This is a genomic window from Roseateles noduli, assembly GCF_050626985.1.
Taxonomy (GTDB): domain Bacteria; phylum Pseudomonadota; class Gammaproteobacteria; order Burkholderiales; family Burkholderiaceae_C; genus Roseateles; species Roseateles noduli_A.
Genome location: NZ_CP192463.1, coordinates 1,865,555 through 1,888,949 on the forward strand (window position 1 = coordinate 1,865,555; position 23,395 = coordinate 1,888,949).

Annotated in this window: 20 protein-coding genes; 10 read left to right on the plus strand and 10 right to left on the minus strand. The window is 69.5% G+C overall.

Features of this window, described 5'->3' with window-relative positions; translation table 11 throughout:
- Positions 1-194: 194 nt before the first annotated feature.
- From ACQ4L4_RS08060 to ACQ4L4_RS08070, 3 genes are read right to left on the minus strand one after another with little or no spacing between them, the layout of a single operon-like run.
- The gene (locus ACQ4L4_RS08060; RefSeq protein WP_431103733.1) at positions 195-1,208 is read right to left on the minus strand and encodes a Bug family tripartite tricarboxylate transporter substrate binding protein; all 1,014 of its coding nucleotides are present in this window, start codon (positions 1,206-1,208) and stop codon (positions 195-197) included.
- Positions 1,205-2,137 (minus strand): FAS1-like dehydratase domain-containing protein, encoded by a 933-nt coding sequence (locus tag ACQ4L4_RS08065; protein WP_431103734.1) that lies wholly within the window; start codon positions 2,135-2,137, stop codon positions 1,205-1,207. The genes ACQ4L4_RS08060 and ACQ4L4_RS08065 overlap by 4 nt, the downstream gene beginning before the upstream one ends.
- Positions 2,134-3,330 carry a CaiB/BaiF CoA transferase family protein gene (locus ACQ4L4_RS08070; protein WP_431103735.1) on the minus strand — a complete coding sequence of 399 codons (1,197 nt, stop codon included), beginning with the start codon at positions 3,328-3,330 and terminating at the stop codon, positions 2,134-2,136. The genes ACQ4L4_RS08065 and ACQ4L4_RS08070 overlap by 4 nt, the downstream gene beginning before the upstream one ends.
- Before the next feature lie 156 nt (positions 3,331-3,486).
- Between ACQ4L4_RS08070 and ACQ4L4_RS08075 the strand changes: the two genes are divergently transcribed.
- From ACQ4L4_RS08075 to ACQ4L4_RS08085, 3 genes are all read left to right on the plus strand, one after another.
- Entirely contained in the window at positions 3,487-4,398 is a 912-nt protein-coding gene (locus ACQ4L4_RS08075) for a LysR family transcriptional regulator (protein ID WP_431103736.1), read from the plus strand.
- Between the two features lie 239 nt (positions 4,399-4,637).
- Entirely contained in the window at positions 4,638-4,844 is a 207-nt protein-coding gene (locus ACQ4L4_RS08080; protein ID WP_431104901.1) for a hypothetical protein, read from the plus strand.
- Between the two features lie 118 nt (positions 4,845-4,962).
- Positions 4,963-5,316, plus strand: coding sequence for an RNA recognition motif domain-containing protein (locus ACQ4L4_RS08085; RefSeq protein ID WP_431103737.1), 354 nt, complete (start codon positions 4,963-4,965; stop codon positions 5,314-5,316).
- Between the two features lie 72 nt (positions 5,317-5,388).
- Here the strand turns inward: ACQ4L4_RS08085 and ACQ4L4_RS08090 are convergent, their stop codons facing one another.
- Positions 5,389-6,318 (minus strand): LysR family transcriptional regulator, encoded by a 930-nt coding sequence (locus ACQ4L4_RS08090; RefSeq protein ID WP_431103738.1) that lies wholly within the window; start codon positions 6,316-6,318, stop codon positions 5,389-5,391.
- 114 nt (positions 6,319-6,432) lie between these two features.
- Between ACQ4L4_RS08090 and ACQ4L4_RS08095 the strand changes: the two genes are divergently transcribed.
- The 3 genes from ACQ4L4_RS08095 to ACQ4L4_RS08105 all read left to right on the plus strand — a co-directional run bounded on the left by ACQ4L4_RS08095 (position 6,433) and on the right by ACQ4L4_RS08105 (position 11,601).
- On the plus strand, positions 6,433-7,200 hold the full coding sequence (locus tag ACQ4L4_RS08095) for an SDR family oxidoreductase (RefSeq protein WP_431103739.1): 768 nt from the start codon (positions 6,433-6,435) through the stop codon (positions 7,198-7,200).
- Between the two features lie 142 nt (positions 7,201-7,342).
- Positions 7,343-9,112, plus strand: a complete 1,770-nt coding sequence (locus ACQ4L4_RS08100) for a hypothetical protein (protein ID WP_431103740.1) — start codon at positions 7,343-7,345, stop codon at positions 9,110-9,112.
- Between the two features lie 200 nt (positions 9,113-9,312).
- On the plus strand, positions 9,313-11,601 hold the full coding sequence (locus ACQ4L4_RS08105) for a di-heme oxidoredictase family protein (RefSeq protein WP_431103741.1): 2,289 nt from the start codon (positions 9,313-9,315) through the stop codon (positions 11,599-11,601).
- Between the two features lie 26 nt (positions 11,602-11,627).
- On the opposite strand, the gene ACQ4L4_RS08110 is transcribed toward ACQ4L4_RS08105, so the two are convergent.
- Positions 11,628-12,845 carry a PAS domain-containing sensor histidine kinase gene (locus ACQ4L4_RS08110; RefSeq protein ID WP_431103742.1) on the minus strand — a complete coding sequence of 406 codons (1,218 nt, stop codon included), beginning with the start codon at positions 12,843-12,845 and terminating at the stop codon, positions 11,628-11,630.
- A gap of 56 nt (positions 12,846-12,901) precedes the next feature.
- Positions 12,902-14,542, minus strand: a complete 1,641-nt coding sequence (gene norR / locus ACQ4L4_RS08115; RefSeq protein WP_431103743.1) for a nitric oxide reductase transcriptional regulator NorR — start codon at positions 14,540-14,542, stop codon at positions 12,902-12,904.
- Positions 14,543-14,690: 148 nt separating this feature from the next.
- Here norR and hmpA point away from each other — a divergent pair, with 148 nt between their 5' ends.
- Together hmpA and ACQ4L4_RS08125 are read left to right on the plus strand one after the other, a co-directional pair.
- Complete coding sequence (gene hmpA / locus ACQ4L4_RS08120) at positions 14,691-15,878, plus strand: NO-inducible flavohemoprotein (protein ID WP_431103744.1); 1,188 nt, start codon at positions 14,691-14,693, stop codon at positions 15,876-15,878.
- Between the two features lie 141 nt (positions 15,879-16,019).
- Positions 16,020-16,853, plus strand: a complete 834-nt coding sequence (locus ACQ4L4_RS08125; protein ID WP_431103745.1) for an enoyl-CoA hydratase-related protein — start codon at positions 16,020-16,022, stop codon at positions 16,851-16,853.
- Positions 16,854-17,056: 203 nt separating this feature from the next.
- On the opposite strand, the gene ACQ4L4_RS08130 is transcribed toward ACQ4L4_RS08125, so the two are convergent.
- From ACQ4L4_RS08130 to ACQ4L4_RS08145, 4 genes are all read right to left on the minus strand, one after another.
- Positions 17,057-17,332 (minus strand): HU family DNA-binding protein, encoded by a 276-nt coding sequence (locus tag ACQ4L4_RS08130; RefSeq protein WP_297524037.1) that lies wholly within the window; start codon positions 17,330-17,332, stop codon positions 17,057-17,059.
- A 296-nt stretch (positions 17,333-17,628) separates the two neighbouring features.
- Complete coding sequence (locus tag ACQ4L4_RS08135) at positions 17,629-19,128, minus strand: PA domain-containing protein (protein WP_431103746.1); 1,500 nt, start codon at positions 19,126-19,128, stop codon at positions 17,629-17,631.
- Positions 19,129-19,131: 3 nt separating this feature from the next.
- Positions 19,132-19,587, minus strand: coding sequence for a post-PEP-CTERM-1 domain-containing protein (locus ACQ4L4_RS08140; protein WP_431103747.1), 456 nt, complete (start codon positions 19,585-19,587; stop codon positions 19,132-19,134).
- A gap of 53 nt (positions 19,588-19,640) precedes the next feature.
- Positions 19,641-20,276 carry a choice-of-anchor J domain-containing protein gene (locus ACQ4L4_RS08145; RefSeq protein WP_431103748.1) on the minus strand — a complete coding sequence of 212 codons (636 nt, stop codon included), beginning with the start codon at positions 20,274-20,276 and terminating at the stop codon, positions 19,641-19,643.
- Between the two features lie 641 nt (positions 20,277-20,917).
- On the opposite strand from ACQ4L4_RS08145, the gene ACQ4L4_RS08150 reads away from it, so the two are divergent.
- Both ACQ4L4_RS08150 and ACQ4L4_RS08155 read left to right on the plus strand, forming a co-directional pair.
- The gene (locus tag ACQ4L4_RS08150; RefSeq protein ID WP_431103749.1) at positions 20,918-21,706 is read left to right on the plus strand and encodes an alpha/beta hydrolase; all 789 of its coding nucleotides are present in this window, start codon (positions 20,918-20,920) and stop codon (positions 21,704-21,706) included.
- Positions 21,707-21,775: 69 nt separating this feature from the next.
- Positions 21,776-23,395: an HD domain-containing phosphohydrolase gene (locus ACQ4L4_RS08155; protein ID WP_431103750.1), complete on the plus strand. Its 1,620-nt coding sequence runs from the start codon at positions 21,776-21,778 to the stop codon at positions 23,393-23,395.

A 23,395-nucleotide genomic window follows, 5' to 3' on the forward strand; every position in this document is an offset into this window, starting at 1 on the left:
TCGGCTTCGATCCTGCTGAGGGCAAGGCGAGCTCAAGCTTGGGGCGCGGAAGGGAGAGGGGCGACTACGCCTGGTCCGACACGGGATACCGTCCGCCCTTAATGCAACATAATGCACATTGTCAGTCTTTAGCATGGGTCGACAGGGGCGGCTTCGCCCCGGTCACCTCGAAAGACTGACGCGCGAAACGCGCCTCAGTCCAGCGACACCTTCGCCGCCGTCACGACGGCCTTCCAGCTCTTGAGGTCGGTCTGCAACAGCGCCTGCAGCTCGGCCGGCGACGACGCCCGGGGCTCGGCGCCCTGTTCCTTCATGCGCCTGACGACCTCCGGGTCGGCCAGCACGGCTCGCAGGGTCTGGTTCAGCTTCGCCTGCACGGCCGGCTGCAGTCCGTGCGGCGCGAAGATCCCGAACCAGGAATCCACGACCATGCCCTTGTAGCCGGCCTCCGCGGCCGTGGGCAGGTCCGGGAACAGCGGCGAGCGCTGATCGCCGGTCACCCCCAGCGCGCGCAGCCGGCCCGTCCTGATGTGCTGCAGCGCATTCGGGATGGTGGTGAACATCAGATCGATCTGGCCCCCCATCAGGTCGGTCAGCGCCGGCGCCGCGCCCTTGTACGGCACGTGCGTCATCTGCACGCCCGTCTGTTGCGAGAGCATCTCGCCCGCCAGATGGAAGATCGAGCCCGCGCCCGCCGATCCGTAGTTCACCTTCCCGGGATTGGACCTGGCATAGGCCACCAGCTGCTGCAGGCTGTTGATGGGCAGCGCGGGATTCACGACGACGACGTTGTTCACCCGCGCGACCAGCGAGATCGGACTGAAGCTGTTGATCGGATCCCAGGACAGCCTGGGATACAGCGACGGGTTGATGGCGTTCGTGCCGTTGTAGCCCATCAGCAGCGTGTAGCCGTCGGGCTCGGCCTTGGCCACCATCGCCGCGCCGAGGTTGCCTCCGGCGCCGCCGCGGTTGTCCACGAGTACGACCTGCCCCAGGCGCTTGCCCATGGCCTCCGCGACGATGCGCCCGAGGATGTCGGTCGTGCCGCCGGCCACGAAGGGCACGACCAGCGTGATCGGCTTGCCGGGGAAGGTCTGCGCGAAGGCCGGCGCGGCCAGCGACAAGGCGGCCGCGGCGCCGAGCGCGGACAGGGCCAGCGCATAGGCCAGCGCACGGGACAGGAAGCGGCGACGGATCGATGAGGTCATGGTTGTTGTCTCCAGTAGGAAGCTTCGGCCGTCATGAACGGCGCCCCGTCCGCCAACGCGGTCCAGAGCGTGAGCCCCTCCGGCGATGGGGCGGCGTTGAGCGTGAGTGGCGCGCCGAGCACGCAGGGTTGGACACCGCGATAACGGAATCGCCGGAGCGGTCGGTCGCCCAGGCGCCGCGCCAGTGCCGAGAGCAGCGTGGCCTGCAGCGGCCCATGGACGACCAGGTTGGAATAGCCCTCCACTTCGCGGCAGTAGTCGACGTCGTAGTGGATGCGGTGCCCGTTGAAGCTCAGCGCCGAATATCGGAACAGCAGCGTCGAGTTGAGCGCGAAGGACTCGCGATGCGTCGCTTCCGGCATCGTGACCGGCGCGGCACGCGAGGCCCCGGGCGGCGTCGGCGCCTTGTAGACGATGTCGTGGTCCTCGGTGACGGCCAGCTCGTCGCCGCTGAACAGCTCATGGCGCACGGTGACGAACACGAGGTCGCCGCTGCGACCGCGCTTGTGCTCGACGGACCGGACGCTGGACCGTTTCCCGATGGCCGAGCCCAGGGTCAACGGCCGGTGGAAGGTCAATTCGCCGCCCGCCCACATCCGGTTGGACAGCGGCACCGGCGGCAGGAAACCGCCGCGCGCGGCGTGTCCGTCGCGGCCGAGTTCACTCGGCGGCAGCCCTTCCAGGAAGTACAGCCAATGCCACAGCGGCGGCAACGGCGTGCCGACGACGAGTTCATCCTGAGGCGTTCCCAGCGTGGCGGCCATGAGTCGGGCCTGTCGCACCGACAGGTGGTCGTCGGACCAGCTGTCGCGGCCGATCCACGTCCGGAGGTGCTCCAGGTCGATGACGGCGCGGTCCCCGTGGCCGCCGTTCGTGGGGTCGTTGTTGGCGTCGTTGGCGCTGTTGACGTTGTAGGTGATGCGGCTCATGCGATGGCCCGGTCGGTGATGGGGAGGAACTCGGCGCGGATGGCATCGCCGTGCTGATCGAGGGACGGCGCGGGATCGAAGCGCCCGCTATCCCAGGGCGCGCGAACCGGCGGCGCGACCAGGTCGAGCTGCCGGTCGCCCACCGGCATCGGCCACGTGCGCAGCGCCGGATGCGTCGCCATCTCGGCCACGGTGCGGACCTGCCCGTAGGCCGTCCTGGCGCGCTGCAGCCGGGCGAGCGCCTCGTCCAGCGGCAAGGATCCGAAGGCCGCGTCGAGGATGGCGTGCAGCGCCTCCCGGTGGGTCACGCGCCGGTCGTTGCTGCTGAAGCGTTCATCCTTGGCCAGCGCGGGTTGCGCCAGGAAGGCCTCGCAGAAGCTGGCCCACTCGCGTTCGTTCTGGATGCTGATCACCACGCTGCCGCCGTCGCTCGTCGTGAAGGCGCTGTACGGCGCGATGGAGGGATGCTGCAGACCCTGGCGCGTCGGCGCGCCCGCGCCATACACCTGATGCACGTAAGGCACCGTCATCCAATCGGCGGCACCGTCGAACAGCGAGACCGCGACACCGCAGCCCGTGCCGGTCCGCTCGCGGGACGCGAGGGCCGAGAGGATGGCGATCGCGGCGTTGAGACCCGCACCGATGTCGCAGATGGACACGCCGATCCGGCCGCAGGCTTGCGGTGTGCCCGTGATGCCGACGAGACCGCTCTCGCACTGCACCAGCATGTCGTAGGCCTTGAGCGCGCTGGCCGGGCCGTCGCCGTAGCCGCTGATGTCGCAGGTGACCAGCCGCGGGTGCTTCCGGCGCAGCGTCTCGCTGTCCAGTCCGACACGCGCCAGGGCGCCCGGCGCCAGGTTCTGGACGAACACATCGGCCTGCGCGAGCAGCGCGTCGAGCAACTCGCGATCCTGCGCCTGCTTGAAGTCGAGGACCACCGACTCCTTGCCGCGGTTGATCCACACGAAGTAGGACGCTTCGCCGCAGGCGGCGCGGTCGTAGCCGCGCGCGAAGTCGCCCTCCTCCCGTTCGACCTTGATCACGCGCGCGCCCATCTCCGCGAGGCGGCAGGTCGCCAGCGGCGCGGCCAGCGCCTGCTCCAGCGAGACGACGACAAGGCCCGCCAGGGGTTTTCCGACCGGCGGCCGTGAGGTCTCCGGGGCGTCGAGTGTTTGTGAAAGCTGCTCAGTCATGGGGCGCAGTATGGGAATGCGCCTCTCTGAGCAGAAGCGAGTTCTGGCAAACTGATCGTTTGTCTCAGACAAAACCACAGCATGCTTCGGTCGACCGCGAGCGCCTTCCGCAGAGGAGGACGCACGCGGACCGACGCCGCCTCGAGGACCGCCACCGTGCACTACGACTTGACCGATCTGCGGGTATTCCTGAGCGTGGCGGAGGAGCTCAACCTCTCCCGCGGCGCGGCCCGCTGCCACCTGTCGCCCTCCTCCGTGAGCCTGCGGCTCAAGGCGATGGAGGAGTCGCTGGGCAGCCCGCTGTTCCTGCGCCGCGCCCGCGGCGTGACGCTCACGCGCGCCGGCGCCGTCATGCTCGAGCACGTCCGGCGGTGTCTGGCGCAGCTGGAGCAGATGCATGCGGATCTGCTGCCGTTCTCGCAGGGCCTCGCGGGGCACATCACCCTCTTCGCCAACAACAACGCCATCAGCAGCCACCTGCCCCCGGACCTCGCGCGCTTCTTCGTGCTGCACCCGGGCGTGCGCATCCAGCTGGAGGAGCGCCCGAGCCAAGACATCGTCAGCGCGGTGGTCGCCGGCCGTGCCGACCTGGGCGTCGTGGCCGTCGAGCAGGCGCATCCGGACCTGCTCTACCTCCCCTACCGCGAAGACGAACTGGTGCTGCTGGTCCCCATGTCATCGCGCCTGGCCCGGCGCAAGCAGGCCAGCTTCAAGGTCTGCCTGGACGAGCCGTTCGTCGGCTTGCAGAGCGGCATGGCCCTGCACACCTTCCTGGTCAACCACGCCGCCCAGCTGGGCGGGCAACTGGACGTGCGGGTCCAGGTCTCGGGGTATCGCGCCATTGCCCAGCTCGTCGCCACCGGCGCCGGGCTGGGGATCGTGCCCCGGTCGGCGCTGGAAGCGACGGACCTGCCGCGTGTCGCCGTGCTGCGTCTCGTGGAGCCTTGGGCCTTGCGTCACCTGCAGGTGTGCCTGCGGGAGCAGACGCTGCACAACCCGTTCGTCGCGGAACTGGTCACCACGTTGACCGCTTCCCCTGCGTCGCAGGGCGCGGGATTTTCGCGTTGAATCCAGATATGAAATTTATATAAATTGACTCGCGTACCGCCGAAGTGGTATAACCATTTTCGGGATAAGCGACCAGACGTTTTACGAAACTGGTCCCGTCTCAAAGGTCACGATTTTGTGACCTCAATTTGCTCTTTTGGCCTGCAAATTTGCAGTCGATTGAGCAGCACCACGCTCCCGCAGGTCGAGCTTCGAGCCTGCGACACTGATTGAAAAAGATTCCGAACAACGCCATTTCCATGGGCAGATACGTCGTTTCGCCCGCGACACACCGAACCGATTGTGGCCGCTTCAGCGCCTCCTTCTCGGTTCGCCGCTCGGAGGGCAACGGCACCTACTGCCGTGTGTTCCGCTTCGACAGGACCTTCGCCTCCTGTCATGCCGCCCGGCTCTTCGCGGTCACCCAGGGCTGGCTGGAAACCTCCATGCCGCAGTCCCCGGCGTAGTGACAATTCTGCGCAACGCCAGATTCAGTCCTCGTTTTCTCCGCGCCGCGTCCGCGCCGCGACCCCCATTTGCGCATCCGTCCGTCGACAGTGCGCCACCATCAAGAAAGGCTCTTCCATGAGCAGCAAAATCTACGTCGGCAATCTGCCCTATTCGGTGACCGATTCCAGCCTCAAAAGCAATTTTGCGGAGTTCGGCAGTGTTTCCTCGGCCCGGGTCATGATGGACCGGGAAACCGGCAATTCCAAGGGCTTCGGGTTCGTGGAAATGGCGTCGCCCGAAGTGGCACAGGCCGCCATCGCCGCCTTGAATGGCGTGTCGGTGGATGGTCGCTCGATCGTTGTCACCCTGGCCCGTCCCCGCGAAGCAGGCAGCGGCTCGGGCGGCGGTCACAGCACGGGTGAGTTCCGCTCCACCAAGCGCTCGGACGTCGGCTACGGCTCGGGCGGCTTCGGCGGCGGACGCTACTGAACCCGGCAGCGCCCCCTGAGAAGAAACCGACTCCCTGGAGTCGGTTTTTTTTCGTCCCGCATTTGAGCAGCCTCAGCCCTGGCTGAACCTCGCCGCGTGCCCCTGCGCGCGGAACTCCTCGACGACGTGGTCCACGAACGCGCGGACCTTGGCCGGCAGCAGCCTTCGGCTCGAGTAGTAGATCGACAGCGGCAGTGCCTCGGCATACCAGGCCGGCAGCACGCGCACCAGCTCGCCGCGCTCCAGCTGCGGCAAGGCATGCGGCAGTGGCAGCAAAGCGATGCCCATGCCGCTCGCCGCCGCGCGAGCCATGGCCTCCGGATCGTCCAGGACCATCACCGGACGCACGCTCGCCACCACCTGCTCGCCGGCCTTGTTCTTCAAGGCCCACGGCGCCAGCCGCCCCGACCCCAGCGATCGGCGCAGCAACCCGCGATGCCGCGCCAGATCCGACGGATGCTTCGGCACCGGATTCGCCGCCAGATACGCCGGCGCCGCCACGAGCACGATCCGCAGGCGCGCCAGCTCCCGGGCAATCAAGGCGTCCGTCAACTCGATGCCGCCGCCGATGGCGACGTCGAAACCCTCGGCGACGAGGTCCACCTGGCGGTTGTCGAAATGCAGGTCCGGCACGACGTCCGGATAGCGACGCACGAAGCCGTCCATCATCGGCACGAAGTACTCGCGGCCCACCGTGTGCGCCAGCGCGACCTTCAAGGTGCCGGCCGGCTTGCCGGCGCCCTGCCGCAGATCCGTCAAGGCGTCGCCGATCTCGCTCCACGGCCGCCTCACCTGGCCATGCAACCGCTCGCCGTCGGTGGTCAGCGCCAGGCTCCGCGTGCTGCGCTGGAACAGGCGCACGCCAAGCCTCGCCTCGAACTGCGCGACGCTCTTGCTGACCGCGGCGGGCGTCAGCCCCAGGCGACGCGCGGCGGCCGAGAAGCTGCCCTCATCGGCGGCGGTGATGAAGGCATCGAGGTGGCTGCGGAGTTCGGTCGACATGCGCTGAGCTTATACCAACGGTTGAAACTGAACACGCCGCTTTCCAACTACCGCAATCAAGTACCGACGACCATAGTTGAGCTCATCAACCACCCCGCTTCGAAAGGAAACATGATGAGCAACACGACCAACACCGCCTCGACCGCCCGCCTGACCGGCCAGGTCGCCTTCATCCACGGCGGGTCGCGCGGCATCGGTGCCGCCACCGCGCGACGCCTGGCCCGCGAAGGCGCGACCGTGGCCATCGGCTACGCGTCGTCGGCGATCGCCGCCGAAGCGCTGGTCGAGGAGATCAAGGCCAACGGCGGCCAGGCGATCGCCGTCAAGGCGGACGCCACCGACGCCGCCGCCCTCACCCGGGCCATCGACGGCGTCGCCGAGCGCTTCGGCCGCCTGGACATCCTGGTCAACAGCGCCGGCGTGCTGGCCGTGGCGCCGCTGGACCAGTTCACGCTGGAGGACTTCGACCGCACCGTCGCCGTCAACGTGCGCTCGGTCTTCGTCGCCTCGCAGGCGGCGGCCCGGCACATGGGTGACGGCGGCCGCATCATCAACATCGGCAGCACGAACGCCCAGCGCATGCCCTTCGCTGGCGGCGCCGTCTACGCGATGAGCAAGTCCGCGCTGATCGGACTGGTGAAGGGCCTGGCGCGCGACCTCGGCCCGCGCGGCATCACGGTCAACAACGTGGCGCCCGGTCCGGTCGACACCGACATGAATCCCGCGGACACCGAGTTCGGCGCCAGCCTGCACGACCTGATGGCCCTTCGCCGCCACGGCAAGGCGGACGAAATCGCCGCGATGGTGGCCTACCTGGCCGGCCCGGAGGCGGGTTTCGTCACCGGGGCCGACCTGCTGATCGACGGCGGGTTCGCGGCCTGAGTTCGGCCGACGGCACATGGACAAGCGGGCGTCCGACCGAGCCCGCCTGATTCGCATTCCCGCGCACGGTTTCGGATGTGGCGCTCGGACAAGGGACGCCCTGCCGACGATATCGCCCTGATGTAAAGGCACTCAAGGCGTCATGAGCAGCACCATTCCCACCGCGCGCGCGTTCAGCGTCCCTCCCCCGTCGGCAGAGACGCTCTCGGGTCCGCAGACGTCGACGCCTCCCGCGACGTCGACCGCTGTCGATCCGCAGCTCAAGCCCTCGAGCGAGCACATCGTCCCCGAGGGCCTGTCCTCGCGCCGTTCGTCCGTCGATGCGGCGAAGAACGACGGCGGCTCCGACGCCGCGCCGGTCCGCTCCCGGCCGTCCTCTGCGCCGCGTCAGTCGGCGCCGAAGGTCCTCAGCCGGACGTCCTCCACGAACAGCACCGGCGGCGCCGGGCGGCTGCCGGATCCGCAGGGCAGCGGCGAACACATCCCCATGACGCCGCTCACCCCCAAGCTCACCGGCGGCAGCAGCTCGGTGTCCAGCGACGCGCAACGGCCGGCCGGCAGCGCGCCTTCCATCGCCGAGCAGCGCCGCGGCGTGGCCTCCGAGACCGAACACTCGGCCGCGCTCCCTCGCCACGACGCGCATGACGAGATCTCCCAGCTCACGCGCAGCATGCCGGGCTCTTTCGATCCCCTGCCCCACACGGCGCCGGATCACGGCCCCCGCGCGCCCGGCGGACTGGCGTCGCTGCACGCGGCCACCGTGCCGAGCCCGCGCGACGTCAACCCGCGCATCGACATCGACTCGCTCGCGCAGAAGCTGCCCGACGACATCACCGGCTGCGTCGCCTACATGCTCAGCGCGATGCGCAAGAGCCCCGACGACATCCCCGCGCTCGAGCGCCTGGCCACGCAGCAGGCCGCGGTACTGGAATCGCGCGGCATCCACACCCGCGACGATCTCGTCGCCGTGCTCAAGCAGGTGCAGTGGCGCGACCAGGGCACGGCCATGATGCATGGCATGGTCTCGGCCAGCGGCTTCAACCTCGGGACGATTCCTGCGAACCTGAAGCTCGCCGACCTGACCCTGGCCGGTCTGATGAAGGCCATGCCCACCCTGCCGGTCGCCGTGCCGGCGCTCATCACCGGCGCGGTGATGGGATTCGCGCTGTCGATGCTGGATGTCGCCTCCGGCGCCGCCACGGGCAAGACCTTCCAGGACGCCTACTTCACCCGCCCGCCGGGCGAGCAGTTGCCCGAACCCGTCGCCAGCGCCAATCCGCCGACCAAGGCCAGCCTGGCCGCGGACAACTCGCTCGCCGCAGGCCTCAGCTACGGGGTCGCGCGCAACGGCCTCGTGCGCATCCCGGCGATGCTCAACTACGAACTCAAGGGTCAGCCGAAGCAGCGCGCCGCCATGGACGGGATCCTCGATCCGGCCTTCGGCATGCCGGTGGGCGGCGGCGGCATGCGGGTCATCAAGAACGACTTCGACGTCAGCGCCGGCCGCGCGGGCTTCCAGCATTTCCTGGCGCGCGACGATCTCGGCGCCTGCCTCGACCATCTGCAGAAGCCGGCGGCGGAACAGATCCTCAGCGCCGCCGCGCGCGTCGGCGCCCACGTGAAGAACCTCAAGGACACCTTCCCCGAGGCGCTCGGCGATGTCTTCGCGAGCAAGGTCGGCTGGACCTCCCACGCCATCCTCAGCGCCGGCTTCGGCGGTCTCACGGCCATGGTGGCCAGCCTGCCGACGACGCTCATGCAGCAGCACGGCCTCAGCGAGAAGGACGCCAACATCACCACGCAGATGCTGAAATACGTGGTGCTGCAGGCGCTCTATCACGTGTGGGGCGGCGCGCTCGGCGCTGTCGGAGGCCCCAAGGCGCCGGATCCGGCGGCGCTCTCCCATGCTTGAGCCGCACATGCCTGCGCCGCCCATGAGCTGCACACGCACCGCCCATGAGCCACGCCTGGCGGCGCATCAATTCGACACACATTAAAACTTGCCGACCGGCAAAACAAACGAGGACACTCCTGCCGCCTGACCCTCCCCAGGAGGGACATCACCAATCACACCCACAGGCACGGACACGGACACGGGAGGGAGTCACCACGATGGGCAAGGCATTCGTCCGCGCCCTCCTGGGCAGCGCGCTGCTGGCCGCCTGCGGCGGCGATGGCGGCCATGGTCCGCATGACGGCGGCATCCAGATCGCCTCGGACACCGCGCCGGGCGACATCACGACCACGACGCCCTTCCTCGCGCCCACTGACGGCGCGCGCCTGGCGCCGCTGTTCGCGCCGCAATCGCCGATCGAGACGCTGCAGTTCACGTTGCCCGACGGCACGTTGATCACGCGCTTCGGCAACCGCGGCGTGGGCCACCACGCCCGCGAGCGCGGCGAGGAGTGGAACGAGATCGGCCAGGGTCCCAACGAGACCGTCGATGCGTCGGGCGCTCCGGTCGACAAGGGCCAGGGCGCCTACCTGAGCTTCGTGCCGAACTCCTTCAGGAATCGCACCTGGGGCTTGGAGATCATCGACAACAGCCGCGTGGCCGGCGTCGGCAGACCCGCGCTGAAGGTCAACACCTACAACCCGACGGTGGACTTCCTGCCGGGCGGCACCGCGTTCTTCCGCGCCTTCGACCGCGTCGGCGTGACCGGCTACGGCTGGATGGACAACGGCGAACTGCTCGACACGACGGGCTCGGTCTGCACGCCGGTGGACTATCCGGCCAACGGTCAGCCCGGCACCGACCATTGCACGGTCGTGATCAGGGACTACCCGGGCCACGCAGGCCTGGGCGCCGACGGATTCCCCGACGGCACGCGCGTGGAGGCACGGCCGCTGAAGGTCGGCGATCCGATCGAGATCGCACCGTCGATGTTCACGACGACGGCATCGATGCAGGCCAGGGGCGACAACGGCGGCACCCGCTACTACGGCAACGAATGGGTCTACGTCGTCGGTCAAGGCCTGACCCCCTGGTACGGCGTGGCACCGCGCCTGAACAGCGCGCCGCTGCCGGCCTCCACGCTGTCGGGGGGCCTCGGGTCCGTCCCGTACAACTATTCGGACGAGGGCTTCCGGATGTTCCAGCAGCCGGCCACCAACATCGGCATGCAGAACATGCAGCGATTCGTCGAAGGTCGCCGCAGGGCCCACAGCAGCTTCATGACGGGGGCTCACGTCGAGCCCGGCAACGAACCGATGGCCGCCATCGCCGGCCTGGCGGGGCCGCACGTCAACGCCACGACCTGCGTCCAGTGCCACGTCAACAACGGCCGCGGTCCGGCGCCGTCCACGCTGCACCAGCGCCTGGACCGGATGGCCTTCCGCGTGGCCATGAAGGACGCCGGCGGCGCCCTGCGTCCCGACCCGCTCTACGGCGCGTCGATCCAGATGAACGCCATGTCGTCCTCCGGCGCGCCTGAGGAAGGGGGTTATGTCGTCCGGGTCGTGGGCTTCGAGACCCGCGGCGTCACGCTGGCGGACGGCACCCAGGTCGAGCTGCGCAAGCCGAGATTCCGGTTCGACGGCCCGATGCCGCAGCTGTGGTCGGCGCGCGCCGCTCAAACGCTGATCGGCGTCGGTCTGCTGGAAGCGGTGCCTGAAGCGGACATCCTGGCTCGCGTGCGATCGACCCCTGATCAGGACGGCGTGCTCGGCAAGGCCAACTTCAGCTTCGATCCGGAAACCGGCGCGACGCGTCTGGGCCGCTTCGGCTGGAAGGCGTCCAAGGCCAGCGTCCGTCACCAGGCGGCCCACGCGCTGCTGAACGAGATGTCGGTGACCTCGCCGGTGTACCCGAACCGCAGCTGCACCACCGACCCGGTGGGTTGTCGCACGGCGCCCGCGCAGAAGGGCATCCAGGAAGCCGACCTGACCGCGCTGACGCAGTACCTGCAGCTGCTGGCGGTGCCGGCTCAACGGAGCCTCCCGAGCGGATTCCCGAAAGGCGTCGCACCGACGCAAGAGCATCGCGTGGATGCGGTCCAGGTGGCCAACGGCCGCAAGGTGTTCGACGCGCTGCGTTGCGCGGCCTGCCACACGGCGGAGATGAAGACGGGCAGGAACCATCCGTTCGCGGAACTGCGCGATCAGACGATCCGTCCCTTCACCGACCTGCTGCTGCACGACATGGGTCCGGCCCTGGCGGACAGCCTGCCCGAAGGCCAGGCGACTGGCGCGATGTGGCGTACCCCGGCCCTGTGGGGCATCGGCTACACCGCGAAGGTCGCCCAGTCGCAGCCGGTCGGTTATCTGCATGACGGCCGCGCCCGCACGCTGACCGAAGCCATCCTGTGGCACGGCGGCGAAGGCGAGAAGTCGCGTCAGCGCTTCGAGCAGCTGTCCAAGGCGGACCGCGACGCGCTGCTGGCCTGGCTGAAGTCGTTGTAGGCGCCGGGCCTGGGCAAGCCCTGAACTCACGCGTGCTGCTGGGGCCGCTCTCCACCGCGCAACGGCAGCCGGACCGTCACCGTGCTTCCCTGCCCGGTCCCCGCGCTGCTCGCGACGGCGACGCCGCCGTGCAGTTCCGCGATGCTGCGCACCAGGGCCAACCCGACACCCAGCCCGCCTTGCGCGCCCTGCGCGCCCTGCGCGCCATGCACGCCATGCCCGCGCGCGTGGTCCTCGCCTTGCGAGAACGGCTCGAAGGCGCGACTCAGCGTGTCGTCGGTCATGCCGATGCCGTTGTCCGACACGGTCAGCACGGCAATGTCCTCCTCGCGGCGCAGGCTGAGCTCGATGCGCCCGCCCGCCGGCGTGAACTTGATCGAGTTGTTGAGCAGGTTGGACACCAGCTGGATCAGCCGCGTGCGGTCGCCGCTCAGGCGCATCGGCTCGCCGGGCAGCGTCGCGTGGAGCAGATGCCCGCGGGCATCCGCCGCCGGCCGCATGCCTTCGACGGCTTCATCGACGACGACGCCGAGCTCCAGCGGCTGGACGCTCAAGCGCACCTTGCCGGTCGTGACGCGACTGACGTCGAGCAGGTCCTCGACCAGCCGGTTGATCTGGCGCACCTGCTTGTTGGCGACCGACAGACACCACTCGCCGCGCGGGCTGAGCGCCTCGCGGTCCATGATCGACAGCACGTTCATGATGGGCGCGAGCGGGTTGCGGAGCTCGTGCGAGAGCATCGCGATGAACTCGGTCATCCGCCGGCTTTCGTCGACGAGTTCGACCATGCGCAGACGCTCGGCCTCCTGCTGCATGCGGGCCGTGAGATCGCGGGTGACCTTGGCATAACCGAGCAGCTCGCCGTCCGGATTCAGGATCGCGGTGATCACCACGTTGGCCCAGAAGGTCGAGCCGTCCTTGCGCACGCGCCAGCCTTCATCCTCGAAGTGGCCATGCGCGCGGGCCAGCTTGAGTTCCTCCGCCGGCCAGCCGCGGTCGATGTCCGGTGGCGTGTAGAAGATCGAGAAGTGGCGGCCGATGACCTCGTCGGCCGCGTAGGCCTTGATGCGCTGCGCGCCGGCATTCCAGGTGGCGATGCGGCCCGCGGGCGTCAGCAGGAAGATGGCGTAGTCGAGAACGCCTTCGACCAGGCGGCGGTAGACCGCGTCGCCGGCCTGCCGCAGACGCGTGACGTCGTCGGATTCGCCGGAACACTGATCGTCCTCTCGCCTGTCAGCGGTCATGTCGTCCCTTGTTCGTGCCACTGTACCGTCCGTCCTGACCGCCCCGGGCGGACGCGCTATCGCGACGGCGCGTGCACGCCGAGCCGTTTCAGCAGTCTCAGGAAGTTGCTCCGATCCATGCCGGCGTCCCGCGCCGCGGCGGCCATGGCACCGTCGTGACGTCGCAGCGCGTCCTCGATCCACTGGCGCTGGAAACGGTCTGTCGCCTCGCGCAGCCCGGGACCGGCAGCGATTACCGGCTGCATGGCGGCCGTGTCTGCCAGGGGCATACCGGATGCCGCCCCGACCCCGGCGTCGGGAGCAGGAATGACCGATCCGGCAATGGCGCCCGGAGCCGGAGCCGGAGCCGGAGCCGAAGCCTGGCTTGGCACGAGGCCCAGCCCGAGATGCTCCGGCTCGATCGCGATCCATCGCCCGCCTCGACCGGCTGCGGCCGACGACAAGGCACGCAGCGCCGCGCGGCTGATGAGGTGCTCCAGCTCACGCACGTTGCCCGGCCAGTCGTAGGCCAGCAGCGCCTGCGAGGCCGCCGGCGACAGGCGCAGGTTGCGCGCGCCGAGGCGATGCTGGTTCTCCTCCAGGAAGCCGCCGGCGAGCGCCAGCACGTCGCGGCCGCGCTCGCGCAACGGCGGTACGTGCAGCGGGTAGACCGACAGCCGGTGATACAGATCGGCGCGGAAGCGGCCGCGCGCGACTTCCTCGCGCAGGGCGCGGTTGGTTGCCGCGATCACGCGGACGTCGACCTTCTGCACCCGATCGCTGCCGGGCCGCTGCACGTCGCCGCTCTGCAGCACGCGCAGCAGCTTGGCCTGCACCGGCAGCGGCAGCTCGCCGACCTCGTCCAGCAGCAGCGTGCCGCCGTCGGCCAGCTCGAACTTGCCGCTGCGATCCGCGACCGCGCCGGTGAATGCGCCGCGCTTGTGGCCGAAGAGCTCGCTGTCCGCCAGCGTCTCCGGCAGCGCCGCGCAGTTGATCTGCACCAGCGGTCGATCGCGCCGCGGCGAGCGTGCATGCAGCCGCTCCGCGACCAATTCCTTGCCGACGCCGGTCTCGCCGAGGATCAGCACGGTGAGTTCGGAACCGGCGACGGTGTCGATCTCCTCGCGCAGCCGGACCATCGCGGCGCTGCGGCCGAGCAGCTCGCGCGATCCGCCGCGTGACGCGGCGCGGGCCAGGGCCTGTTCCTGCTCGGCGCGACGCGCCAACTCGGCGATGGTTTCCTCGGCGGCGACGCCGGCCTCGAGCATTCGCACGATGCCTTGCAGGCGGCCGTCGTCGACGCCGTCGAACGCGTGGGGATCCATCGCATCCAACGTGACGAGGCCCCAGATCCGTCCGTCGACGCGCAAGGGCGCGCCCATGCAGTCGTGCACGGCCTCGAGCTCCTGCTGGTCTTCCAGCAGCCCGTCGTACGGATCGGGCAGCCCGGCATCGGGCGGGAAGCGCAGGCCGCGACCGCTCTCCAGCAGGCGCGCCAGACGCGGATGCGCCGCGGCCGGAAAGCGCCGGCCGAGGGCCTCTTCCGCCAGCCCGTCGACGGCCACGGGCTGCAGCACCGGCGCGCCCTCGTCGGGCAGCAGCCGCAGCAGCGCCGCGGCGTCGCATCGAACGAGGCCACGAACGGCGGCGAGCAGCTGGCGGTAGCGGGAATCTGGAGTCACTTCGACCTGCATGTTGTCAATCGGACATGGTCGCATCTTCGGTCATTTCGACACCGATTCAACATCAGGGTCATTGAGCCATTTGTATATCAACGGGTTATCGATGATTTTGAAAGTTGAATCGCGCTGGCATGGATCGTGAGTAGAGGAAGCCATCCTCAACGAATCCGGAGTAGAGAAGCTCATGTTCAAGCCCCAGACCATCGCCCTGATCCAGGCCACGGTGCCGCTGCTGAAGTCGCGCGGCGAGGACATCACGCGGCACTTCTACCGCGTGATGCTGACCGATCATCCTGAGCTGAAGGCCTTCTTCAACGAGGCGCACCAGGCCGAAGGCACCCAGGCGCGCGCGCTGGCCGGCGCGGTGCTGGCCTACGCGAGCCACATCGACCGCGTGCACGAACTCGCCCCTGCCCTGCCCCGCATCATCCAGAAGCATGTGGCGCTGGGCGTGCAGCCCGCGCACTACCCGATCGTCGGTCAATGCCTGCTGGGCGCGATCCGCGAGGTGCTGGGCGCGGACGTCGCCACCGACGAGATCATCGACGCGTGGGCCGAGGCCTACGGCGCCCTGGCGCAACTGCTGATCGACGCCGAGGAGCAGGTCTACGCCGCCACGGCCGCGCTGCCGGGCGGCTGGCGCGGACAACGCGAGATGGTCGTCGCGCGCAAGGAGCGCGAGAGCGAGCTGATCACCTCGTTCTATCTGGAGCCGGTCGACGGCCAGCCGCTGCCGCCCTTCCATCCGGGGCAATACCTGACCCTGGTGCTGACCATCGACGGCAGGACGGTGCGGCGGAACTACTCGCTGTCGGACGCGCCGGGCAAGCCCTGGTACCGCGTCAGCATCAAGCGCGAGGACGGCGGGCTGGTGTCCAACTGGATGCATGACGTGGCCGAGGTCGGCACCCGTATCGACGTACAAGCGCCGGCGGGCGAGTTCACGCTCGACGCCGGGGCCACCCGTCCGCTGGTGCTGGTCACGGGCGGCGTGGGCATCACGCCGGCGATGGCGATGCTCGAATCGGCGGCGGCCAGCGGGCGTCCGATCCGCTTCATCCACGCGGCGCGTCACGGCGGCGTGCATGCGTTCCGGGAGCGCGTGGACGTGCTCGCGGCCGCGCATGAGAACGTCGAGGCGCTCTACGTCTACGACGCGCCGCGCGACGGCGACGAGCCGCATGAGATCGGCTACGTCACCGATGCGCTGCTCGCGCGCCACCTGCCCGAGGATCGCGACGTCGACCTGTACCTGCTCGGCCCGAAGCCGTTCATGCAGGCGGTGTACCGGGCGGGTCGATCGCTGGGCGTGCCGGCGGGGCAGCTCCGCTACGAGTTCTTCGGCCCGGCGGAGGAACTGGTCGGCGCTTGAGAGCGCTCTCCAATCGGCATCGGGCGTCGCGTCCTTGACGCGGCGTCCTGCGGTCTCCCGCTAGCATGGTCCGATCCCCTGCCCGCTTCACCACGAAGACCGGGACGCCGGGAACGATCGGAACGACAAAAGGAGACTCGAATGGACTGCCTCACCCTGACCGAAGAAGCCGGCGTCGGCCATCTGGTGCTGAACCGCCCTGATGCGATGAACACGATGTCGCCGCAGCTGTGGCGCGAACTGGAAGCGGTGCTCGAGCAGTTGCACCGAAGCCCGACGCTGCGGGCGCTGGTGATCTCGTCGACGGGCAAGCACTTCAGCGCGGGGATGTCGCTGGAGGTCTTCCAGAACGGCGGCATCCAGCTCGACGACCGCAGCGCCGAAGGCCGCGCGGCGATCGTCGACCTGCTGGCCGACATGCAGCGGGCGTTCAACCAGCTCGACGACCTGCGCGTGCCGACGATCGCGGCGATCCACGGCGGCTGCATCGGCGGCGCGGTGGACCTGGTCGCGGCCTGCGACATCCGTTACGCGGAGACCGGCGCGTTCTTCTGCATCCAGGAGATCAACATCGGCATGGTCGCGGACCTGGGCACGCTGCAACGGCTGCCGAAGCTGGTGCCGCTGGGGGTGGTCAAGGAGCTGGCCTACACGGGACGTCGCATGCCCGCGGCGCGGGCCCAGGCGGTGGGCCTGGTGAACGATGTCTTCGCGACGCAGGCGGACTGCGTCGAGGCCGCGCTGCAGTGCGCGCGCGAGATCGCGCAGAAGCCGCCGGTCGCCATCTGGGGCAGCAAGCAGGCCATCCACTACGCACGCGATCACGGCGTCAAGGACAGCCTCCAGCAGATGGGCTGGCTGCAGGCGGCGATCTGGCAGAACGGGAACCTGATGGAGGCATTCGCGGCCGCTCAGGCCAAGCGGCCCGCCGCGTTCCCCGACCTCGCCGCGCTGAAGTTCTTCCGCGAGGGGTGAATGCCCGACCTCGAGCCGCCAAGCGCGGGCTCTCCACGACGTGGGGGGCGTCCCTCCGGGAACCCCCCACATCATTCCGGCCCCACACAGGCTCGCTGACCGCGGACCTTGGGCGCTGGATTTGCACTTGCGCCGCTGCAAACGACAACGCCCGCCCTGCTTGCGCAGGAGCGGGCGTCGCCCAGTGACAGAAGCCGGGAGGCTTACTTGTTCACCGCATCCTTCAGCGCCTTGCCGGCGGTGAACTTCGCGACCTTGGAGGCCGGAATGTCCAGCGCTTCGCCGGTGGCGGGGTTCTTGCCGGTGCGCGCGGCACGGTCGCTCACCTTGAAGGTGCCGAAGCCCACCAGGGCGATCTGGTCGCCAGCGGCCAGCGCTTCGGTGATGGTTTCCAGGGTCGCGTCCAGGGCGGTCGCAGCCACGGCACGGGTCACGCCAGCCTTGGTGGCGATGCCTTCGATCAGTTCACTCTTGTTCATCAATGCTTCCAGTAAAAAACCAGGGTCCGGCTAGCCGGGGCCGGCGATTATCAGCCAGTCCTGACCACCCACCTGTTTGAACACGCAACCAGCCGCCCGCTTCATCCCCTCAAACGTCCGCATGGCGGATTTCATCGCCCGTTTGAGCGACATGGCCATGGCATTCGAGCGAGTTGAAGCCCTCTTCAAGCAGCCTCGTGCAAGAAAAAAGCCTGGCGCTCGCACACCAGGCTTTCGAGGTCCATCCTACCCGACCCGACCCGCAGGGGCCGGTCAGGCACTGGAACCGGGGCGGATTACCAGCCCAGATCCTTCAGCAGCGGCTTGGTCAGGTCCTTCGGCGGCACCAGGATCAGGCCCAGGTCGGGGCTGATGTTCGGCTCCATCAGCAGGTTCGGCGAGGCCGACACATCCCAGTGCGACACGGACGAACCCGAGGCGATCGGGTTCGGCGTGTACAGCAGCGGACGGCCCAGCGCGTCAGCGCCGGCACGCTTGCTCGGATCGGTGGACAACGACGAGGTCGCCAGGCCCGGCTTGCCGCGGGTACCGTAAGGCACCGAAGCGATGATCGCCGCGCGCAGCTTGACGCCGTCGGCCTGCGAGACGCTGACCGTCGGGATCACCACCGTCGGGTCCGCGCCGCCCAGGCCAGGCGCCGCGCCGGCCGCGTTGTTGGCGATGATCACGCCGATCGCGCCTGCGTTCTGCGCGTTCTTGGCCTTGACCGCGAAGCCGCAGGTGCCGCGATCGATGATCGCCACCTTGCCCGCCACCGCCGTGGTGTCGGCCGGGCTGAACGGGAGGCATCCCGCGCCGTTGACCGGATCCGCCGGCACCGTCGCCAGCGCGCCCAGCGTCAGCCCGCTGCTGACCGCCGGACCGAAGGAGGCCGTGCCGTACGCATACTGACCGGACTGGCCCGGCGCCGAGGACGCGACCTTCAGCACCGGCGTGGCCGACAGCATGCCGGCGCCTGCCAGCACGTTGGGACCGGTCCACGCCAGACCCAGCGGGTTGACCGCAGACACACGGCGCTCGGCGCTGGTCATCGTCAGCCAGCTCTTGCCTGCCGTGTTGTCATACATGTACTGCTCCCAGACGCTGGGCAGTCCACCGTTGGCGACGTAGGCGGTGCCGTCCGCATTCAGGCGGTAGCCGACCGCGGACGCCACCGAACCGGTGTAGACCGTCAGCACCGAGAAGCCCAGGCCGTGGCCCAGTTCATGCAGCAGCGTTTCGACGAAGTTCACGCCGGTGCCGAAGTTGCCGTCGAGGCCCAGATAGAACGGCGAGCCGTCCAGGCAACCCGTCTTGCCCAGGTTGATGTTGAACTGGGTCTTGATGTCGACGTTGTCGTAGCCGGAAGGGCCGGGGGGCTGATCCGCGCTCAGGTTCTCGCCGGCCAGCTTGTTGGCCAGCGCCTGCGGGTACCAGGTGCCGGGCGTGCCGCCGGGGAAGTCGTGCCAGATGTTCCAGGCGCCGGCGCTGCCGAGCACCGCCTGCGACGAGGTGCAGGTCAGCGCTTCCCAGCCCGCGTTCACGGTGATCGTGACGTCGCTGTCGAGCGCCTTTTCCCACACGTCCGCCACGTAGCGGTAGACGTACATGCGCTGCTCGCCCAGCGTGGTCTTGGGGTTGCCGCCGACCGGCGCGACCGGCGTGGTGTCGTTGAAGCCGACGCCCGCGGGGTCACGGCTCTGGATGACGATGGTGGCGGCCTGCGCGACGCCCGCGCCGCACAGCGCGGCCAGCAGGGCCGTGCGAAGGACGGTTTTCTTGAAGGATGTCTGCATGGCTTACTCCGTGGGCAGGGCCGACTTGGCGGCCGCGCCGCCGTTCTTCATGAAGGCCTCGGCCTCCTCCTTGCTGGCGAAGCAGGCTTCGATGAGCTTGCCGTCGGCGCCGCGCACCATGACGGACTGGCTCACCATGTCGTCGGTCAGGCGGACACCGACAGCGCCGCTGCGATGCTGCTTGAGCAGCGGCGTCATCGCGGCCGCGCGCGAAGCGACGCGCGCCCGGGCGTTCGCGTTGGCGGGCAGCGCCTTGAGGGCGTTGTGCTCCTCGGGAGTCGCCGGACGCAGGCGGCCGGTATCGGCGTCGCGCACGATGACGATCTGGTTGGTGTCGGCAGCCGCGATGGCGGCCGCGTCGGCCACGGGCAGCGATGCCGGAGCGGCGGCTTCGTGAGCCTGCGCCGCCAGCGGCAGGGCCGCGGCGATCGCCAGGCCCAGGGAAATGCGGGTGATCATGGTCGTTGTCCTTGCGGAGATGACTCGGAGGTTCCGATGACTCGAAACGCGGCTCAAGACTGTGCGCGGCGACGGCGCGCGGCCACCAGGCCCAGCAGGCTCACGCCGGCCAGCGCCCAGGTCGACGGCTCGGGCACGTTGACGCTGACGTTGTCGACGCCGACGTAGTTCGCGCTGTCCGCGTCGCCGAAATACTGGATCGCGAAGCGCGAGGTCGAACCGGCGCCCTGACCCGCCAGCAGGAAGCTGTACTGGGTCCATTCACCCGCCACCGTCACGGAGGCCTGCGGCACGAAGCTGCTGAACACGCCCGCGGCGTTCACCAGGCCGTAGGTCAGCTGGTCGAAGAAGCCGGGCAGGATGTCGCCGCGCGCCCAGAAGGACACTTCCAGGTTCTCCGCGGTCGAGAACACGGGGCTGACCAGCCAGCTCGACAACGTGCCGCCGGCGGGCGCGTTGTTGTAGTTGGAGGAGATATAGGAATTGGCCGCACCGCTCAGCGCGGTGAAGATCTGTTGATCGCCCTGCACCCACGGCTGGGTCGTTCCGTCCGGCGTGCCCTGGTTGGAGATGATCCAGCCTGGGAGTGCGGTGACGTCGTCGAAGCCCTCGTTGATGAGGGTGGGCCCCGCGTGGGCCGCGGCCGCGGCGCCGACGAGCGCCAGGGCCAGACAGGTCTTCTTGAACATTGCTGCGTCCTTTTCAGGATGAAGGTGGGATGTCCACCTGGACTTGGACGACGGCGCACCGTGATGCGGGGCGCCGTCTTGACTGCTGATGGCCGGCGGGAGGACGACCTTCGGGCGTGTCGATTCTGTGACTCTTGTCACGGAGAGCACGAGGGGGTCGGGCCGCGTTTCCCCCTTGGTGTGGGGGTGGTTCTTTCCCTAAGGGATCACCCTTTGGAGGCAGACGGCGCGAGGGGGGCGGGGTCAGGACTTGCCAGGAGGCGCCCCCGGGGCGGGACGCAAACGCCGCGCAAACGCATCCGCATTGGGGATGCGGGAAGGCATGCCCCCCGCGCGCCGGTCGCTCGACGGCGGCGAGCTCCGCCCACGCGGGGCGATGGGCGCTTAACGCCATGACGACATCGCCCGCGGGGAGTGTGGCGGCCTCAGCGTAAACACCGATGGGCAAGGCGGCGCGCTGTCCCCTGCCGTGTCACAGGGTCGACCGCCTCCGGCGTTCCGGCGTTCCGGCGGTCGGGCGGTCGGGCGGTCGGGCGGTCGGGCGGTCGGGCCCTCGGACATTCGTCCGATACCGGTGCGGGGCGTCAATCGCGACAGTAGAGCCCTGTCCCGACACCCTCCCAACCACCAGGAGCCAGACCATGAACATCACCCGCCGCCTCATCGCCACCGCCGTTGCCGCCAGCGCCTTCGCCGCCTCGGCCGGACTGTCGACCGTCGCACTGGCCGCCACGCCGGCAGCCTCGGCCCAGCCCTCGGTCGTCATCGTCCACGGCGCCTTCGCCGACGGCTCCGACTGGGCCAAGGTCATCCCGCTGCTGCAGCGCGAAGGCGTGCAGGTCACCGCGGTGCAGAACCCGCTGAGCTCGCTGGCCGATGACGTCGCCGCCGCGCGCCGCGCGATCGACGCCCAGCCGGGCAAGGTCGTGCTGGTCGGCCACTCGTGGGGCGGCACGGTGATCACCGAAGCCGGCACCTCGGACAAGGTCGCCTCGCTGGTCTACGTGGCCGCCTTCGCGCCCAACGTCGGCCAGAACACCGCGGAACAGGGCAAGGGCTTCCCGACGCCGTCCGGCTTGGCCCACTTCAAGGCCGACGCGCAAGGCTGGCTCAGCCTGACTGCCGAAGGCATGAAAAACCACTTCGCGCAGGACCTGCCCGCCGCGACGACCGCCGTGATGACGGCGACGCAAGGCCCGATCCAGGCCAAGGCCTTCGAGCAGGCGGTGTCCGCCGCGGCGTGGAAGACCAAGCCGTCGTACTACCTGCTGGCCACCGCCGACCACATGATCGCGCCCGAGGCGCAGGCCGCGATGGCGCAGCGCGCCGGCGCGAAGGTGACGAAGGTCGACAGCTCGCACGTGCCGCAGCAGTCCCAGCCGGAAGCGGTCGCCAAGGTCATCCTGGACGCGGTCCGGCAATCCCGGTAAGGTCCGCGCCGGCCGCGGGCACCCATGGCGCGGTGCCCGCGGCGCGCTCGACCTTGCCCCTGGGACGCCGTGACCGACTCTTCCTCCCCGCTCCTTCCGTTTTCCTCGACTTCCTCCGCGCCCACCGCCACGGCGGCGGGTCCGGCGGCCTCGCGCGTACCGGTGCTCGACGCCGTGCGCGCGCTCGCATTCGTGGGCGACCTCAGCATGGGGCAGCCGGTCGACCATTCGACGCGGACGGCGTGGCTCGCCGCGCGCATCGCCGCGGCGGCGCGCGCCGAGGGCCTCGCGCTCGGTCGCGATGCCGACGAGGCGCCCGGCCACGCCGCCTGCGTGGCGCTGCTGCGATGGTCCGGCTGCACGGCCAACGCGCCGGAGTTCTCGGTGCTGATGGGCGACGACGTCGGCGGGCGCGACGCGATGCTGTCCAACGGATCGGCCGAAGAGGCGTCGGCGCTGGCCGGCACGCTCGGCGAGGCGGCGCTCATCCACTGCGAGGTCGCGGGCGAGATCGCCCGGCTGCTGGGTCTGCCCGCCAACATCGAGCGCGCGATGCGCCATCTCTTCGAGACCTGGAACGGTCACGGCAAACCCGCCGGACTGCGCGGCGACGAGGTCCCGGCCGTCGTCTTCCATGTGGCGCTGGCGGGGGATCTGGAAATCTTCTCTCGCGTGCACGGCGTGCCCGCGGCCCTGCGCTACATCGGCGAGCGCTCGGAGGCGAAGTATCCGAAGGCGCTGGTGGACCTGGTGACGAGGAACGCGCAGGCGTGGATGGCCGCGCTGGAGGCCGGTGCGCATGAAGGCGGGGCGCATGAAGGCGGGGCGCAGGAAAGCGGCATGGAGAACGGCGGGCATGGCAGCGCCTCGCGTCACGAGGCCGTTGACCTGGATGCGGCGCTGGCCGCCCTCGACACGCCGCTCGAACTGGTCGCCGACGTCATCGATCTCAAGCTGCCGTGGATGACCGGCCTGTCACGCCGCGTCGCCGATGCGGCCCGCGAGGCGGGCGCCGTGCTCGGCTTCGACGCCGCGGCGCAGGAGCGGCTCCATCGCGCGGGGCTGCTTCACGGCATCGGCCGCGCGTCGGTGCCGAACGCGATCTGGAACGAGGGCCGCCGGCTCGGCGAAGCCGACCGCGAGAAGCTCCGACTGATGCCGTACTGGACCGGACGCGCGGCTCGGCGCCTGACCGCACTGCACGCCGAAGCGGAACTCGCGTCCTATGTCGACGAACGCATGGATGGCTCCGGCGCATTCCGCAGCGCGGCAGGGGCCGCGATTCCAATGCCGGCGCGGGTGCTGGCCGCGGCGGCCGCGTGGGTGACCGTGCGGACACCGCGCCCCGGAGCGCCGGCGCTCGACACCGACGCGGCACGCGTCGCCATGGGCAAGGAAGTGGCCGCCGGACGCCTCGACCCGCAAGCGGCCGACGCCGTCTGCGGGGCGGAACGGCGCCGCATGGCCGCACCGCCCTCCTCGCCCGGAGCGATCACGCTCTCCGCGCGCGAGACCGAGGTGCTCGGCCGCATCGCCATCGGCGAAAGCAACAAGGAAGCGGCGAAGGTGTTGGGCATCAGCCCGGCGACCGTGCGGACGCATCTGGAAAGCGCGTTTCGCAAGCTCGAATGCAGCACGCGGGCGGCGGCGACGTTGAAGGCGATGACGATGGGATTGCTGACGGTGTGA